The 15,083-nt window shown below is 46.0% G+C and carries 14 protein-coding genes and 1 tRNA gene; 14 read left to right on the top strand and 1 reads right to left on the bottom strand.

Annotated features, from left to right (window positions below; all coding sequences use genetic code 11):
- Window position 1: 1 nt before the first annotated feature.
- From hemC to DWX43_RS14370, 12 genes are all read left to right on the top strand, one after another.
- Window positions 2–892 (top strand): hydroxymethylbilane synthase, encoded by an 891-nt coding sequence (gene hemC / locus DWX43_RS14430; protein WP_330582257.1) that lies wholly within the window; start codon window positions 2–4, stop codon window positions 890–892.
- Window positions 889–2,445 carry a uroporphyrinogen-III C-methyltransferase gene (cobA, locus tag DWX43_RS14425; protein ID WP_118620778.1) on the top strand — a complete coding sequence of 519 codons (1,557 nt, stop codon included), beginning with the start codon at window positions 889–891 and terminating at the stop codon, window positions 2,443–2,445. The genes hemC and cobA overlap by 4 nt, the downstream gene beginning before the upstream one ends.
- 37 nt (window positions 2,446–2,482) lie before the next feature.
- Window positions 2,483–3,403, top strand: coding sequence for an ABC transporter permease (locus DWX43_RS14420; protein ID WP_109732162.1), 921 nt, complete (start codon window positions 2,483–2,485; stop codon window positions 3,401–3,403).
- Window positions 3,400–4,218, top strand: coding sequence for an ABC transporter permease (locus tag DWX43_RS14415; RefSeq protein WP_242996127.1), 819 nt, complete (start codon window positions 3,400–3,402; stop codon window positions 4,216–4,218). Before DWX43_RS14420 ends, DWX43_RS14415 begins: the two co-directional genes overlap by 4 nt.
- 7 nt (window positions 4,219–4,225) lie before the next feature.
- On the top strand, window positions 4,226–6,052 hold the full coding sequence (locus DWX43_RS14410; RefSeq protein ID WP_118620777.1) for an ABC transporter ATP-binding protein: 1,827 nt from the start codon (window positions 4,226–4,228) through the stop codon (window positions 6,050–6,052).
- Window positions 6,053–6,062: 10 nt separating this feature from the next.
- Window positions 6,063–7,697 carry a peptide ABC transporter substrate-binding protein gene (locus tag DWX43_RS14405; RefSeq protein WP_118620776.1) on the top strand — a complete coding sequence of 545 codons (1,635 nt, stop codon included), beginning with the start codon at window positions 6,063–6,065 and terminating at the stop codon, window positions 7,695–7,697.
- Between the two features lie 17 nt (window positions 7,698–7,714).
- Window positions 7,715–8,713: a bifunctional adenosylcobinamide kinase/adenosylcobinamide-phosphate guanylyltransferase gene (locus DWX43_RS27630; RefSeq protein ID WP_118620775.1), complete on the top strand. Its 999-nt coding sequence runs from the start codon at window positions 7,715–7,717 to the stop codon at window positions 8,711–8,713.
- Between the two features lie 58 nt (window positions 8,714–8,771).
- Window positions 8,772–9,407: a precorrin-8X methylmutase gene (locus DWX43_RS14395; protein WP_118620774.1), complete on the top strand. Its 636-nt coding sequence runs from the start codon at window positions 8,772–8,774 to the stop codon at window positions 9,405–9,407.
- Window positions 9,408–9,466: 59 nt separating this feature from the next.
- The gene (locus DWX43_RS14390; RefSeq protein ID WP_118620773.1) at window positions 9,467–9,952 is read left to right on the top strand and encodes a bifunctional precorrin-2 dehydrogenase/sirohydrochlorin ferrochelatase; all 486 of its coding nucleotides are present in this window, start codon (window positions 9,467–9,469) and stop codon (window positions 9,950–9,952) included.
- A gap of 84 nt (window positions 9,953–10,036) precedes the next feature.
- A complete protein-coding gene (locus DWX43_RS26990) occupies window positions 10,037–10,492 on the top strand; it encodes a hypothetical protein (RefSeq protein ID WP_182440708.1) in 456 nt (151 codons plus the stop codon).
- Between the two features lie 427 nt (window positions 10,493–10,919).
- Window positions 10,920–11,801: an AraC family transcriptional regulator gene (locus DWX43_RS14375; RefSeq protein WP_118620770.1), complete on the top strand. Its 882-nt coding sequence runs from the start codon at window positions 10,920–10,922 to the stop codon at window positions 11,799–11,801.
- Complete coding sequence (locus DWX43_RS14370; protein WP_118620769.1) at window positions 11,789–12,970, top strand: C45 family peptidase; 1,182 nt, start codon at window positions 11,789–11,791, stop codon at window positions 12,968–12,970. Before DWX43_RS14375 ends, DWX43_RS14370 begins: the two co-directional genes overlap by 13 nt.
- 11 nt (window positions 12,971–12,981) lie before the next feature.
- Here DWX43_RS14370 and DWX43_RS14365 read toward each other — a convergent pair.
- A tRNA-Gly gene (locus tag DWX43_RS14365) sits at window positions 12,982–13,052 on the bottom strand.
- 245 nt (window positions 13,053–13,297) lie between these two features.
- On the opposite strand from DWX43_RS14365, the gene DWX43_RS14360 reads away from it, so the two are divergent.
- Complete coding sequence (locus DWX43_RS14360; protein WP_147356306.1) at window positions 13,298–13,783, top strand: MarR family transcriptional regulator; 486 nt, start codon at window positions 13,298–13,300, stop codon at window positions 13,781–13,783.
- Between the two features lie 91 nt (window positions 13,784–13,874).
- Entirely contained in the window at window positions 13,875–15,035 is a 1,161-nt protein-coding gene (locus DWX43_RS14355) for an ArsA family ATPase (protein WP_118620768.1), read from the top strand.
- Window positions 15,036–15,083 lie beyond the last annotated feature (48 nt).

Raw genomic sequence — 15,083 nt, 5'->3', positions numbered from 1 at the left:
TATGGTGCAGCCTATCATCCGGATCGGAAGCCGGGAAAGCAGGCTTGCCGTCATACAGGCAGAACTGGTAAAGAATGCGATTGAAAAATATAACCCTGGAATAAAAGTGGAACTTGTGACCATGAAGACGACAGGAGACAAGATCCTGGATAAGAGTCTGGAACTGATCGGGGGAAAAGGACTGTTTGTCAAGGAACTGGACAGGGCACTTATGGAGGGCAGGATTGATATTTCTGTACACAGCCTGAAGGATATGCCGATGGAGGTGCCAAAAGAACTTCCATTGATCGGTTACAGCAAAAGGGAAGATCCCAGAGATGTCCTGATTTATAAGCCGGGGCGGACGGAAATTCCGGAAGGCGGGATCATCGGGACTTCCAGCCGGAGAAGGTCACTGCAGCTAAAGAAGCTGTTCCCATCCTGTTCCTTTCAGGGAATCCGTGGCAACGTCCAGACGAGGCTTCGTAAACTGGAGCAGGAAAACTTTGATGGTACGGTGCTTGCTGCGGCAGGGCTGAGACGTTTACAGATGGAGTCCGTAATGGGCAGGATATTTGAAACTGATGAGGTCATTCCGGCTGCAGGACAGGGGATACTGGCTGTGCAGGGAAGACGCGGGGAGGACCATTCCTATCTGGAACCTTTCTTTAGCAGCAAAAGCGAAGCCGAGGCTCTTGCAGAACGCGAGTTTGTATCGGCACTGGACGGGGGCTGCACATCACCGGTTGCAGCGCATGCCAGTGCAGTGGGGACGGAAATCCGGCTTACGGGTCTGTATTATCAGGAAGAAGACGATACATACTGGGTGGAAACAAGAACGGGGGAGACTGCCAGAGCCAGACAGCTTGGTGCCGGTCTGGCAGAGGACATGAGACAAAGGAGTAAATCATGAAAGAGAAGATAGAAAAAGTACCCGGGGCAGAACTTTGCGGCAAGGTATGGCTTGCCGGGGCAGGCCCGGGAGATGCAGGACTTTTAACGGTCAGGACAAAAGAACTGATGGAACTGGCAGATGTGATTGTTTATGATGCCCTGATCAGCGCCCAGATCCTGAGTCTGATCTCCCCGAAGAAAGAGATGATCCATGTGGGAAAACGTTCGGGTCACCATATGGTGCCGCAGGAGGAGATCAACCAGATTCTGCTAAAGGAAGCAAAAAAAGGGAAAAAGGTGCTCCGCTTAAAGGGCGGTGACCCCTTCATATTTGGGAGGGGCGGCGAGGAACTGGAACTGCTTAAAGAACACGGGATCCCATTTGAAATCGTCCCCGGAATCACTTCGGCAGCAGCAGTTCCGGCCTATGCGGGGATTCCGGTTACCCACCGGGATTTTACATCATCCTTCCATGTGATAACGGGGCATCCACGAAAAGACGGAACGAGCAGAATCGATTATCCGTCTCTTGTAAACCTCAAGGGAACGCTCGTCTTTTTAATGGGGATTTCTTCCATGAGAACGATCCTGAAAGGACTGACGGACGCAGGAATGGACACTCAGACACCGGCTGCGGTTCTGGAAAAGGGAACACTTTCTGCGCAGAGACGTGTGGTTTCTACGGTAGAACATCTTGCAGAGGATGCAGAGAAAGCGGCAATCGGCACACCGGCGATCATCGTAGTCGGTGAAGTCTGTGCACTGGCAGATACCTTCCACTGGGCGGAGGACCGGCTTCTTGGGGGGAGGCAGATTCTTGTTACACGTCCGAGGCAGAACGGTTCCAGGCTCTCCGATAAACTGCGTTCTTTGGGCGCCCAGGTCATCGAACTGCCTGCAATTGATACAAAAACAATCTCACCAAATCCGGTACTGGAACGTGAAATGAAGGCGTTCGGGCATTTAGCAGAGGAGGAATGGCTCGTCTTTACAAGCCCCATAGGTGTCAGAGTCTTCTTTGAACAGATGGCTGAGCTTAAAATGGACTTAAGAAAGCTGTTTCGATGCCCCGCAGATGTGAAGATCGCGGCGATCGGGTCTGCCACGGAGAAAGAACTTGCCTTGTACGGGCTGTTTGCTGATTTAGTACCAAACGTATACTGTGCTGCAAGCCTGGGCACCCAGCTGGCAGAAACGGCAAAAGCCGGAAGCAGAGTCACCATCGTGCGTGCGGCAGCCGGGTCGGAAGAACTGCTCCCGCCGCTTGAGGAGACAGGCATCAAAGCCGTGGATATCCCATTATATGAAACAGTTTATGAGACTCATGGGCAGGTCAGGGAAAAGATACAAAAGCTGTTTGAAGATGGTGAGATCGATGCAGTCACATTTACCAGTGCATCTACGGTGAAAGGCTTCGTGAACGCAGTCGGTGCACTCGATTACAAAAAGATACAGGCGGTCTGCATCGGGGAACAGACTGCCGCAGAAGCAGAAAAATACGGGATGCAGATTCGGATTTCGAAGAAGGCTTCCATTGACAGTATGGTGGAGCTGATTAGCTCTATGTTCTAAAATGGCGGGGCCCGCAAGGGGAAAGGAGGAGAAGCAGATGCTGAGATATACGTGTAAAAGAATCCTGACTGGTATTCTTTCGCTTTTTGTGCTCGTAACAGCCGCTTTTTTCCTGACCCGCATGATGCCGGGCAGCCCCTTCCAGACAGGGAATGTAACGGAGAGCGTGCTTGAGTCTATGGAAGAGGAATATGGTCTGAATGATCCACCGGTCCGCCAGTACCAGACCTATCTGGGTAACCTGCTGAAAGGGGATCTGGGCGTTTCCTTTAAAAAGCCGGGGGTCTCTGTGAGTGAGGTCATCGGCCGGGCATGGCCCGCCACGGCTTCCCTCGGTGCACTTGCAATACTGGCGGCGGTTGTTGTGGGAACGTGTCTGGGAATCTGGCAGGCTTCCACGAAGAACCGTGCGGTAAAGGGCGGTATTTTCTTTGGAACCATACTGGGAACGGGGATTCCAAACTTTGTTATTGCGCTCCTGCTGATGCTGTGCTTCGGGGTGAAATTAAAACTTCTGCCTATCGCGGGGCTTAAATCGGCTGCAAACTATGTTCTTCCCGTAATCTCACTGGCTGTGTACCCGGCTTCGGTAATTGCAAGGCTGATGCAGAATACGTTCCGGGAGGAAATGAGCCGGGATTATGTGGTGCTGGCGAAGGCAAAGGGGCTGAAATGGAGGCGTACCGCCGTGACACATATACTGAAAAATGCGTGGATACCGGTCCTCAATTACATTGGTCCGGCGGCGGCCTTTTTGATGACAGGAAGTTTTGTTGTGGAGAGCGTGTTTACGATACCGGGACTGGGACGGGAATTTGTCAATTCCATTGCGAACAGAGATTACACTCTGATTCTGGGGCTGACAATTTTCATGGGAGTCACGGTTATCGTGATTAATCTTCTTACGGACCTGCTCTGCGCATGCCTGGACCCCAGAGTGAGGAGGGCATACCGATGAGGGTAAAATACAGAAACAAACTGTTTTTAAGCGGAATCCTGCTGCTGCTTTTGCTTACACTTCTGGCAGTATTTGTGCCTGCATTTTCCCCTTATTCCCACACCGGGCAGAATGCAGAGATACAAAATACAGCTATGTCCCTGGCGCATCCCTTTGGCACAGATAAGTTTGGACGGGATATCTTTGTCCGTGTCTGGTACGGGACGAGGATCAGTCTGGCGGTCGGGATCGGAAGTGCAATGATCTGCGGTGTGGCTGGAATTTTTTTCGGCAGTATTGCAGGTCTGGCGGGGGGAAAAACGGATCTGGTGCTGATGCGTGCGGCAGATGTGATTGATGCCATTCCGTCCCTTTTGTATGTCATACTGATTACCCTTGTGATGGGGGCAAATGTGGGAAGCATCCTGCTTGGAATCTGTATTTCCGGCTGGATTGATCTGGCCCGGATCGTGCGTGGGGAAGTACAGCGCCTTAAGACAAGGGAATTTTGCACTGCGGCCCGTCTGGCGGGGGCAGGTGCGGGAAGAATCCTGCTTAGGCACCTTCTTCCCAATGCCGCGGGACCTGTGATTGTGAATCTTACATTTATGATTCCGAAAGCCATATTTACGGAGGCATTTTTAAGTTTTGTGGGTGTAGGGATCTCAGCGCCGGTGGCAAGTCTGGGGACACTGATACAGGATGCCAGAAGCCAGATGCAGGTATATCCGTCACAGATGCTTTTCCCGATATTGGTACTTTGTATTCTGATTCTCTCCATGAATTTTATCGGAGCCGGGCTGGAACAGTCTGTCAGGCAGATTGAGGAAGGATAGTATAGAAATGAAGCTGTTGAGTGTACAGGATTTGAGCGTACAATTTCATGACAGGTATGAAGGACAGGAGGCAGTAAGCCACGTGTCTTTTGAAGTGGGCCCCGGAGAAATCGTAGGGGTAGTCGGAGAGTCCGGCTCCGGAAAAAGTACGGGTATGCATGCTATACTCGGGCTTCTTCCTAAGAAGGCGGAAATTACATGCGGCAGTATGATGCTGGAAGGCGAGGATATCACACCTCCCGGCCCGAAAGGCTGTGGGAGGCAGAGAAAAGAATACGAGAGAAAAATGGAGACTGTCCGCGGAAACCAGATTGCGATGGTCTTTCAGGACCCGCTGACCTATCTGAATCCGACGGTGAAAATAGGAAGGCAGATCACGGAGACTATCCGTGCACATAGGAAAGTCAGCCATGCCGAGGCGAAAGAGAGAGCCGTGGAACTGTTGGACATGGTGGGAATCAGGAACAGCACCCGGCGCATGGGGCAGTATCCCTTTGAACTTTCCGGCGGGATGCGGCAGAGGGTGGTGATTGCCATTGCACTTGCGTGTGAACCCAAACTGCTCATTGCTGACGAGCCTACGACGGCGCTGGATGTGACGGTGCAGGGACAGATTCTGGAGCTTTTAAAGAAAATATCTGTGGAAACAGGGACGGCCCTCCTCTTTGTCAGCCATGATTTAGGCGCGGTCGCATCGCTTTGCAGGCGTGTACTCGTGATGCAGGAGGGGAGGCTGGTAGAAGAGGGGACTGTGGAAGACATTTTTTACGAGCCGAAGCATCCGTATACACAAAAACTTCTCTCCCAGGCAACAGGCCTTTTGAAACTTCCGAAGGAGCAGCATGCTGCATCCATTCTTCTGAAAGTAGAACATGTGAGTAAGGACTATTTTGATGCAGGCAGACTGCACAAATCTGAAAAGACAGAAGCGGTTCATGATGTATCTCTACAGATTGGCAGAGGGGAAACGTATGGACTGGTGGGAGAAAGCGGCTGCGGAAAATCTACGCTGGCGGGAATGGTCACGCAGATGCTGGAGCCGACGGCAGGAAAAATATCTTACATGGGTGATAAGACAAAACTGAAATACCCGGTACAAATGATTTTTCAGGACCCTTATGCCTCTTTGAATCCACGCATGTGTGTGCAGGATATTCTGGAGGAGCCCCTTTTGTTAAACACATCGGATTCCCGTGGGGAGCGCGTCCGAAAGGTAAAGGAAATGCTGCATCTGGTAGGATTAAAAGAAGAAGATGCGAAGAAGTTCCCAAGGGTATTTTCGGGCGGCCAGCGCCAGCGAATCGGGATCGCAAGGGCACTGATTCTGGAACCGGAGCTTCTGGTCTGCGATGAACCGGTATCTGCCCTGGATGTGTCGATTCAGGAGCAGATTCTCTGTCTTCTGGAAGAGATTCAGGAGAAAAAGAAGCTCTCCTATTTCTTCATTTCCCATGATTTGAATGTGGTTAAGCGGATCAGCCGGAGAATGGGGGTCATGTATGCAGGGAGTCTTGTCGAAGCGGGGAATACGAAGGATATTTACGAGGACCCCTGGCATCCGTATACAAAGGCGCTGCTGTCGGCGGTCCTCGTGCCTGATCCCTTTAAGGCAAGGAGAAAGAAAGGAATCCTGCACACCGAAGAAAAAAAGATGGAAATCCCTTTGGGGAGGGGATGCCCCTTTGCCCCAAGGTGTGGATATGCCAGTGATTTATGTTTTGCGGGTAAGCCACAGAAATATCAGTATGGAGAAAGAGAGATTGCATGTTTTCTATATTCGGAGGAACATGCGGGAAAAAGAAGAAGCGGCTTGAAGATGACATCACAAATTTAAGGAGACGAAAATGAAAAAGATAATTTGTATGATTCTGTCAGTAGCCCTGTGCGGGACTTTTGTCCTGTCAGGATGTGGAAAACAAGATAAAAATGGCGGGGATGGGACTGCGGATAAAAAGGAAAACGAGAAAGAGATTGTTGTGGCGACGAACAGTGAAACCGGGGGACTGGATCCGGCAGGAATGATCGCACTGACTTATCTGGCTTATTCTGTCTCTGCGCTGGATGAACTCCTGACTTATAATGAGGCCGGTGAGATTGAGTACCGGGCGGCCGAATCCTATGAGGTGAATGATGATTCTACGGTGTGGACCTTCCATCTTAGGAAAGATGCCGAGTGGTCCGACGGGACACCAGTGACAGCAGACGATTTTATCAATACGATGGTGCGTTCACTGGATCCGAAGAGCGGCAATGGTTATGCAAATTATTTGTATCCGATCAAGAATGCAGAGGCAATCTATAACGGGGAGGCTGACGCGGACAGTCTGGGAGTGAAGGCAGTAGATGACAATACACTGGAATTTACACTGGAAAAGCCGTGTGTATACTTTCTGGATCTGTTAAGACTTCCGGTCTATACTCCGTCATGTATCAAGTATGCGGATGAAGTAGGCAGTGGATGGGACAAAGATCCAAAGACAAGCGTTGCAAACGGACCGTTTTATCTGGATGAGTATGTTCCGGAGCAGTATTTCGTTTTGAAGAAAAATGAGAAGTACTGGAATGCAGACAAGGTAAAACTCGATAAAATCACTTATCGTTTCTTTGATGACCAGCAGTCGATGGCCAGTGCCTATGAAACAGGCGAGGTCGATGTCGCACCGGCCCTTCAGTCTTCCGTAATGGAACTGTATGAAGGAAAAGATGACCTTGTGATAACAGATACAATCGCAACAAGATATATTTATCCGAACCTGAATGTAAAACCGCTGGATGATGTGAGGGTAAGAAAGGCCATCAACCTTGGAATCAACAGGGAAGAATTGTGCAGTATGGTAGGAGCGGATACAGAGCCTACTGTAAACTTCATTGCAAAATATATGAAGGACAAGCAGTCCGGCGGATATTTTGTGGACGGGGCCGAACCGCCGTTTGAGGAGAATCTGGAAGAGGCAAAGAAACTGCTTGCCGAGGCCGGATACCCGGACGGAAAGGGATTTCCAAAATTGACTTATAATTATCCTTCCCTTGAGATGGATTCCGATACTGCGCAAGTACTTCAGGAACAGTTAAAGAAGAACCTGAATATAGATATCGAACTAAATGCCCAGGAGCTTCAGGTCAATTATACCGAGAGAAAAGCCGGAAACTTCGATCTGTGCCGCATGAACTGGACCGCTGACTTTGCGGACCCGTATACGTATTTATCCATGCTGCTCAGCAATGGGACTTATAATTGCAGCGGTATCCGCGATGAGAAATATGATGCACTCGTAGAACAGTCTGACACAGAAAAAGATCCTGTAAAGCGGGCAGAATTAATGCATCAGGCAGAACAACTGGCAGTAGGAGAAGAGTTTTATATTATCCCGCTTTATTCGATGAAAAGCTGTAACCTGATCCGTCCTGAGATCAAGGGAATCACGCAGATTCCGGCTACGGGTGCCCTGGAGTACCGGTACGCGGAACTGGAAGAATAAAACAGGAGGCGTAAGATATGTTTTACCTAGTGACAGGGGGCAGCGGGAGCGGCAAGTCGGCATTTGCTGAGGATATTGTGTGCAGTCTTGCCCGTGAATCCGGGGAGAGCCTGTTTTATGTGGCGACGATGCTCCCATACGGGGAAGAGACGAAAAGAAAAATCCTCCGCCACCGTGTGATGCGTCAGGATAAAGGCTTTGAAACTGTAGAATGTTATACCGGACTTGAAGAAAAGGCGGAGCATGGTATGGGAGTGTGTACAGAGTGGGAAGAAGCTTCCTCCCGCTGTGTTCTTTTGGAGTGCATCTCCAATTTGGCTGCAAACGAGATGTACCAGCCGGATGGGGCCAAAAAGAATACTGTCAGGGCTGTTATCCGGGGTGTGAGGGCATTAAACCGGAAATGCCGTCATCTTGTTGTTGTGACGAATGAAGTGTGCTCGGAATGTTCTTCAGACTCAGAAGAGATGCAGATGTACAAACGATTCATGGGAGAGATCAATACAGAACTTGCCCGCATGGCAGACGGTGTGGCAGAAGTGGTGTATGGTATTCCGGTGAAACTAAAAGGTGTGCTTCAGCTATGTAAAACAAAAAAGGACGGGAAATGGGAAGGAGAACCGCACATGAAACTGGTGATCGGTGGAGCATATCAGGGTAAACTGGCATATGCGAAGAAAGAGTTTTTGGCAGCGGACCATTCATGGATTGACGGGGCCTCATGCCCTTTCGAGGATATTTATACCTGCCAGGGCATCTGGCATTTTGAAAGCTACATCCGGCGTATGATGGCAGCAGGGAAAGACTTGAAGAATTTGGCATCTTCCATTGCCGGCAAAAATCCGGACCTTGTTGTTGTCAGCACAGAAATAGGGTATGGACTGGTACCTGTGGATGCATTCGAACGAGAGTACCGCGAGCAGGCCGGGCGAATCTGTACAGAGCTTGCGGCACTTGCAGAAAGAGTTGACAGAGTAGTGTGCGGGATAGGTACGACATTGAAAGTACTAGATTGAAAGTGCTAGATTGAAAGTACGAGATTGAAAGTACTAGATTGAAAGGGGAATTGTAATCATGCATCAGATAGAACTGGAAAAAGTACTGCCTGCTGAAATAGAGGCAAGAAGTTTTGAAATCATTACGGAGGAACTGGGGGATACACTGCTTGTACCCGGGACGGAGCCGATTGTAAAACGGTGCATTCATACGAGCGCAGACTTTGATTACGCACAGAATCTTGTATTCACGGAAGGCGTCGTGGAGCATGCAATTGATGCTTTAAGAAACGGGGCCTGCATTGTTACAGATACACAAATGGGAAAAGCCGGGATTAACAAGAAAAAACTTGCAAAATATGGCGGCGAGGTCTTTTGCTTCATGTCCGATGAGGACGTTGCAAAGATTGCAAAAGAACAGGGCACTACCCGGGCCACTGCAAGTATGGACAAGGCGGCAGGACTGAACAAGAAACTGATCTTTGCCATAGGAAATGCACCTACAGCACTGGTCAGGCTGTATGAACTGATACAGGAAGGCAGATTAAAACCGGAACTGATCATTGCGGTTCCCGTAGGCTTTGTAAACGTGGTACAATCCAAGGAACTCATTATGGCGCTGAAAGACATACCGTCAATCACAGCGCGTGGAAGAAAAGGCGGAAGTAATATTGCGGCATGCATCTGCAATGCACTGCTGTATATGATGGACTGATGCAGGGAATAACGCATATTTTTAAACTGCAAAGTGCAAAAAATAGGAGAGGATATCATATGGCAAAGGCATATTTTCCCATGTTTGTAGATATATCACAAATGAAGATTATTGTAGTAGGCGGCGGAACAATCGCGACCAGGAGAATCAAAACACTTCTGCAGTTTGCATCGGATATTACCGTGATCTCACCAGAAATAACGGATCAGCTGAAAAAGCTGGAGGCTGCGGGGAAGATCAGGCATATCTGCCGTACCTATCAGGAGGCCGATATTGCAGAGGCGGACATGGTCCTTTCAGCTGCGGACAGCAGTAAGGTCAACAACCAGGTTGCAGAAGACTGCAAAAAAAGAGAGTATGCAACAGGCCGGAAGATCCTTATAAGTATAGCAGATGACCGCTCGAAGTGCGATTTCTATTTTCCGTCCGTCATCGTCAGGGATGAAGTCGTAATCGGAATTAATTCGGGGGGACAAGACCCGGGGAAAGTAAGGCAGGTACGCCGGAAACTGGAAGATGTGATGGGACGGGGAGACATGATGTAACCGATATTATGTTTTCAGTATATAGACGCCATATTTATTTATATGATATGATTTCTATATCATATAAAAGCGAGGTGAATATATATGCCATTAACAAACGAAGATCTGAAGGCGATAGGGCAGCTGCTTCAGCCAATAAGGGACGACATCGTGGATATGAAAACAGATATCTCAGGTCTAAAAACCGATGTAGGGAATATGAAAACGGATATCTCAGGTCTAAAAACCGATGTGGGAAACATGAAAACAGATATCTCAGGTCTAAAAACTGACGTTACAGGTCTGAAAGCGGATGTTATAGATATCCGGTCGAAGATGGTAACAAAAGATTATCTGGATGAGCGTCTGCATGAGTTAGAGAATAATGTGCTGGTAGAAGTTGACAGAGTACAGGAGAAATCCAATGCCCATTACGCGGAGTTAAAGGAAGAGGTTAGAAAAGTATACATCGATATGAGGACCAGAGATGCGGAAGACATCCGGGCAAAATTAGCAATATTTGAGAGAGAACTTGCCAAAGTGAAGGAGAAGGTTTCATAGGGGATGATAATTGTAAGAGCTGTGGAGATTAGGGAGTGATGCATATGTCATTAATAAATGATGATTTATTAGCAATCAGTAAATTGCTGGATACTAAGTTAGATCATATTAGATCCAACATGGTTACCAAACAAGATTTATCAAATTGTTTGGAGAGAATGGAGCATTTATAGCAAGTATTATAGCTAACAACTACATATACTATAAACAAAGAGTGTAAAGTCTGTTAAGTTAACAGGGGCGTTACACTCTTTTTACATTTGTATTTCAGATTAATAAATCTGAGCTGCTAGTTACTTTCGCCGGTTTTTTATTTGCAACTAATTTTTTATTCCCTTACACTATTAGTAAGTTTACAAAAGAGTGCATTAAAAGAGAGGAAAAAATGGGTGCGATAAATGTATGATTGTTTAAAGGAGGGTTACAAATGGAATGGCTGAAAAAGTTAAGTGGCGCCATAGACTATATAGAAAATAATCTGGATGGCCAAATTTCATATGATGAAGCTGCGCGGATTGCCTGTTGTTCCACTTTTTACTTTCAACGTTTATTCTCATATGTGTCTGGGATTTCCTTATCAGAATATATCCGGCGCAGGAGAATGACGCAGGCAGGGTTTGAATTACAGAGAACGGATAAAAAAGTGATTGATATTGCTTTGAAATATGGATACACATCCCCGACTTCATTTAATCGGGCCTTTCAAACTGTTCACAACATTACTCCGACTGCTGCCCGAAATATGGGAAGTACACTGAACGCATATCCGGCAATTCGTTTTTCTGTTCAGGTTACGGGAGAAAATGCTATGGCGTATCATCTAACAGAGAAGAATTCCATGCGCATGGTAGGGGTTCGTATTCCATTATCTACAGATATGGAAGATAATTATAAGACTATACCAGAATTTTGGAAGTCTGTTTTGTGTGGAAATCTGTTTTCAGAGATATGCAACTTATCCAATCAATTTTCCGAAAGGATATTAGGTGTAAGTGTATATGAAAATCCAAAAAGGATATTTTACTATATCGCTGTCGTTACAGACAAACCCGCACCGCCTGATATGTTTGAGTTTGAAATTCCGGCGGCCACATGGGCTGTCTTTGAAAACAACGGTTGCTTCAAAGAGAATGTACAGAGTATTTTTAGCAGATTTTATACGGAATGGCTGCCATTTTCGGGATTTGATTACGCCGGACTGCCAGATATAGAAGTATATCCTGCTTGTGAAAAAGCGCCTGAGAACGGACATTCTGAAGTATGGATTGCTGTAAGAAGGGACAAGGAGGACGAAATATGTATCATTTAAGATTAAAAGGTGACCATTATCAAATGGGTGTTAAGCGGGGAAAAATATTTCAAAAAAGCAATGTGAGATTTCCGCTTCACCTTGATGAGTTTCAGCTTGTATATGGAAAAAAGAGCGAACAGATATTGAGAAAAATTTTCCCAGAGGTCTGTGAAGAAATCCGTGGTATCAGTGATACCATAGGTATTGACTATTATATCTTAGCTTCATGGCTGCTATGTATGGGCTGTTGTATGTATAATCTGGAAGATAATATCCCGATTGAAATCAGAGGGTGTACCGCTTTCGCCTACTCTAAGGATGGGAATATTATCTATGGACGAAACAACGATTTGCCGCCATACTTGAAAAAGGGAAGTAAAAGTGAAATATATTCCCCTTCAAACGGAAACAGATTTAACATAACGACCTCTTCTTTCATTAACGGAGAAGAGGGAATAAATGAGCATGGTTTAGTTATAGCAATGACTTTTGTTATGACCTGTCTGAAGAAGATACAGGCGGGATTTACTTCCTGCTTCATTGTCAGGTATCTGCTGGAAAAAGCGGGTAATACAGAAAATGCGCTTTCTTTGCTCATGGAATTGCCAATAGCTTCTAACTGCAATATTCTCATTGCCGATAAGAGTGGGAAAATGATGGTTGTTGAATGCACCCCTTCGGCAAAGAAAATAAGGAAAGCTGAAAATTTGGAGAATGGCAAAATAGTATGTACTGTTAATAGCTTTATTTCCGATGAATTAAAATCGTATGACGCAGCAAACGGAAGCGACTATCATTCTAATAAACGGTATCATACCGTCATAAATAGTTTCTCTACCCACATAAAAGGAAATCTCATTGAGGCAACAGAACAGCTTTTGAAAGGGAAATATGGTTTCATGTGTCAATATGATGATGAACCAGATTTTGAAACGGTCTGGAGTTCAGTTTTTGACTTAAAACGTCTAATGATATATCGGGCAGAGGGCGACCCGCGAAAAAAGAAATTTCTTACAGACAGCAGATTACATGATATTGTACAGGGAAAACATAACTTTAAAAGTTTATCGATGGAGAATGGTTCTGTCAGCAAGGGCAAGAAACAAAATAAAACCAGAGCCGATAACACGCAGACAAATAACGCGGCTATCGGCTCTTTCTGTGATTTCCCATCTCAGCGTTTATGAGAACTAAAAAAAGCAGATAACGGGAATCGAACCCGCCTCTCCAGCTTGGGAAGCTGGCATTCTACCAATGAACTATATCTGCATGAAATTTATTATAAAGCTTCTCTCTAATAAAATCAAGTGTTTTTTGTAGGACTTTTTCAAAATTTGATGATTATGAAGAACATGTTCAAAAAGGTACAGGGCAGTTTGCAAAAAGGTACAGGGTAAAACTCAATTAGGGACGTAGTATAATTAAAAAAGATTACGTCCCCAATTCGCTTGACTAATTAATACTTCGGGTGTAGAATTAAATTACTTCGAAGGATGAAATAAGTGGTGAATGGTATGAATTATGATGATGAGAGATTTGAGGATTGTATTTTCCGGTATGTGGATCAGGTGAAGGAGTTTCTGGCCCCGGAGATCTGGCAGAATCTGTTGATGGACTGCTCTAAGAATGAAATATTTGTCTTGTGGCTTTTGTACGTAGAGAAGGAAGTGAATATGACGCGGATTGCGGAGTATATCAATGTACCACTTAACACGGCGACGGGGATTGTCAGCAGGATGGAGAAGAGGAAGCTGGTGGTCAGGCAGAGGAGCGAGGAGGACAAGAGAATTGTTACGATTCGGCTTGGAGAGTGTGGGACACAGCAGATTCAGCTTCTGTTAAAGGAGTTCATGTACTATGGTCAGAAAGTGATGGAAGGGTTCACTGAGGAGGAATTGAATATATTTTTTCGTATGTTGAACCGTTTTATGGAAATTCTAAAAGAGGAACATAGTAAGAAGCAGGAAAAGCCTAAGGTGAGAAAAATAATAATTGAATGACTTGCTGCTGCCGAATGGCAGTGGCAAAATTTAAAGCAAATACTTCGAACATCGAAATATTCATCTGATGAATAAAAATGGAGGAATGAGAATGAGCAGGATTTATATTTTTACGGGTAAGGGTGGAGTTGGTAAAACAAGTACCGCGGCAGCACATGCTGTGAAAAGCGCAAATGAGGGTGTAAAAACGTTACTCGTAAGCACCGATATGGCACACAATCTGGGGGATCTGTTCGAGAAGGAACTTGGCAGGGAGCCGGTTGAGATTATTCCGAATCTGGATGTGTATGAGATCGATCCCGAATACGTGTTGGAACATGATTTTCACGAGATGTCAGAGAGTCTGCGGAAGATGATTTCTCTGGACAGTGATGTGGGAATGGATGATTTTGGAATGATTCCGGGCATGGAAGAACTGGTTTCGCTTTTGAAAATCGCAGAGGTTTACAAGGAAGGAATCTACGGGCGGATTATTGTAGACTGTGCACCGACCGGGGAGACACTTTCTTTATTGAAGTTTCCAGAGCTTTTATCATGGTATGTGGAGAAATTTCTTCCGGTCGGAAAGGTTGCAATCAGGGTTCTGGCGCCAGTGTCTAAGAAATTATTGAAAGTTGAACTGCCAAACAGGGAAGCGATTAACGATATTGAGAGGATGTATCTGAAGCTTGTAGAATTGCAGGAGCTATTGAAGGACAGGGAGATTACGAGTATACGGCTGGTGGCTGTACCTGAAAAGATGGCTGTAGAAGAGACGAAGCGTAATTATATGTACATGAATCTTTATAATTTTAATGTGGATGGAATTTATATTAACAGAATTCTCCCCAAAGATATTGATAATAAGTTTTTTGAAAAATGGCTGGAAATTCAGGGAAGATATGTAATCCAGCTTGAAGAATGTTTTACAGGGCTGCCAATCTGGTATATACGGTGGTACGATGAAGAACTTAAGGGGCTGGACGCAGTAGGGCGAATTTGCCGGGATGTGCTTACGGAAGATGTATTTGCTTCAAGGATGGATGGTCCCAGAGAAGAATTCCGCGAAAATGAACAGGGATATCTTCTCCGGGTTCCTATTCCGTATGTGGAGAAGGATGAACTGGATGTGTATCAGTCGGAATCGGACGTTGTAATAAAGCTGGGTAATTTTAAACGTAATATCCCGTTACCGGATTCGATAAGGACTTACGAAATTACTTCTGCAAAACTGGAAAAAGAATATTTAAACATGCAGTTTGAACTCAAATAATGATTTTTAGGTAATTGCGAAACACATTCCTAAAACTTGCGTAAAAGA

The organism is Clostridium sp. AF19-22AC (genome assembly GCF_003479085.1).
Classification (GTDB): Bacteria; Bacillota; Clostridia; order Lachnospirales; family Lachnospiraceae; genus Faecalicatena_A; species Faecalicatena_A orotica.
Note: the sequence above shows the minus strand (reverse complement) of the source record. Positions and strands in the feature narration are given on the sequence as shown.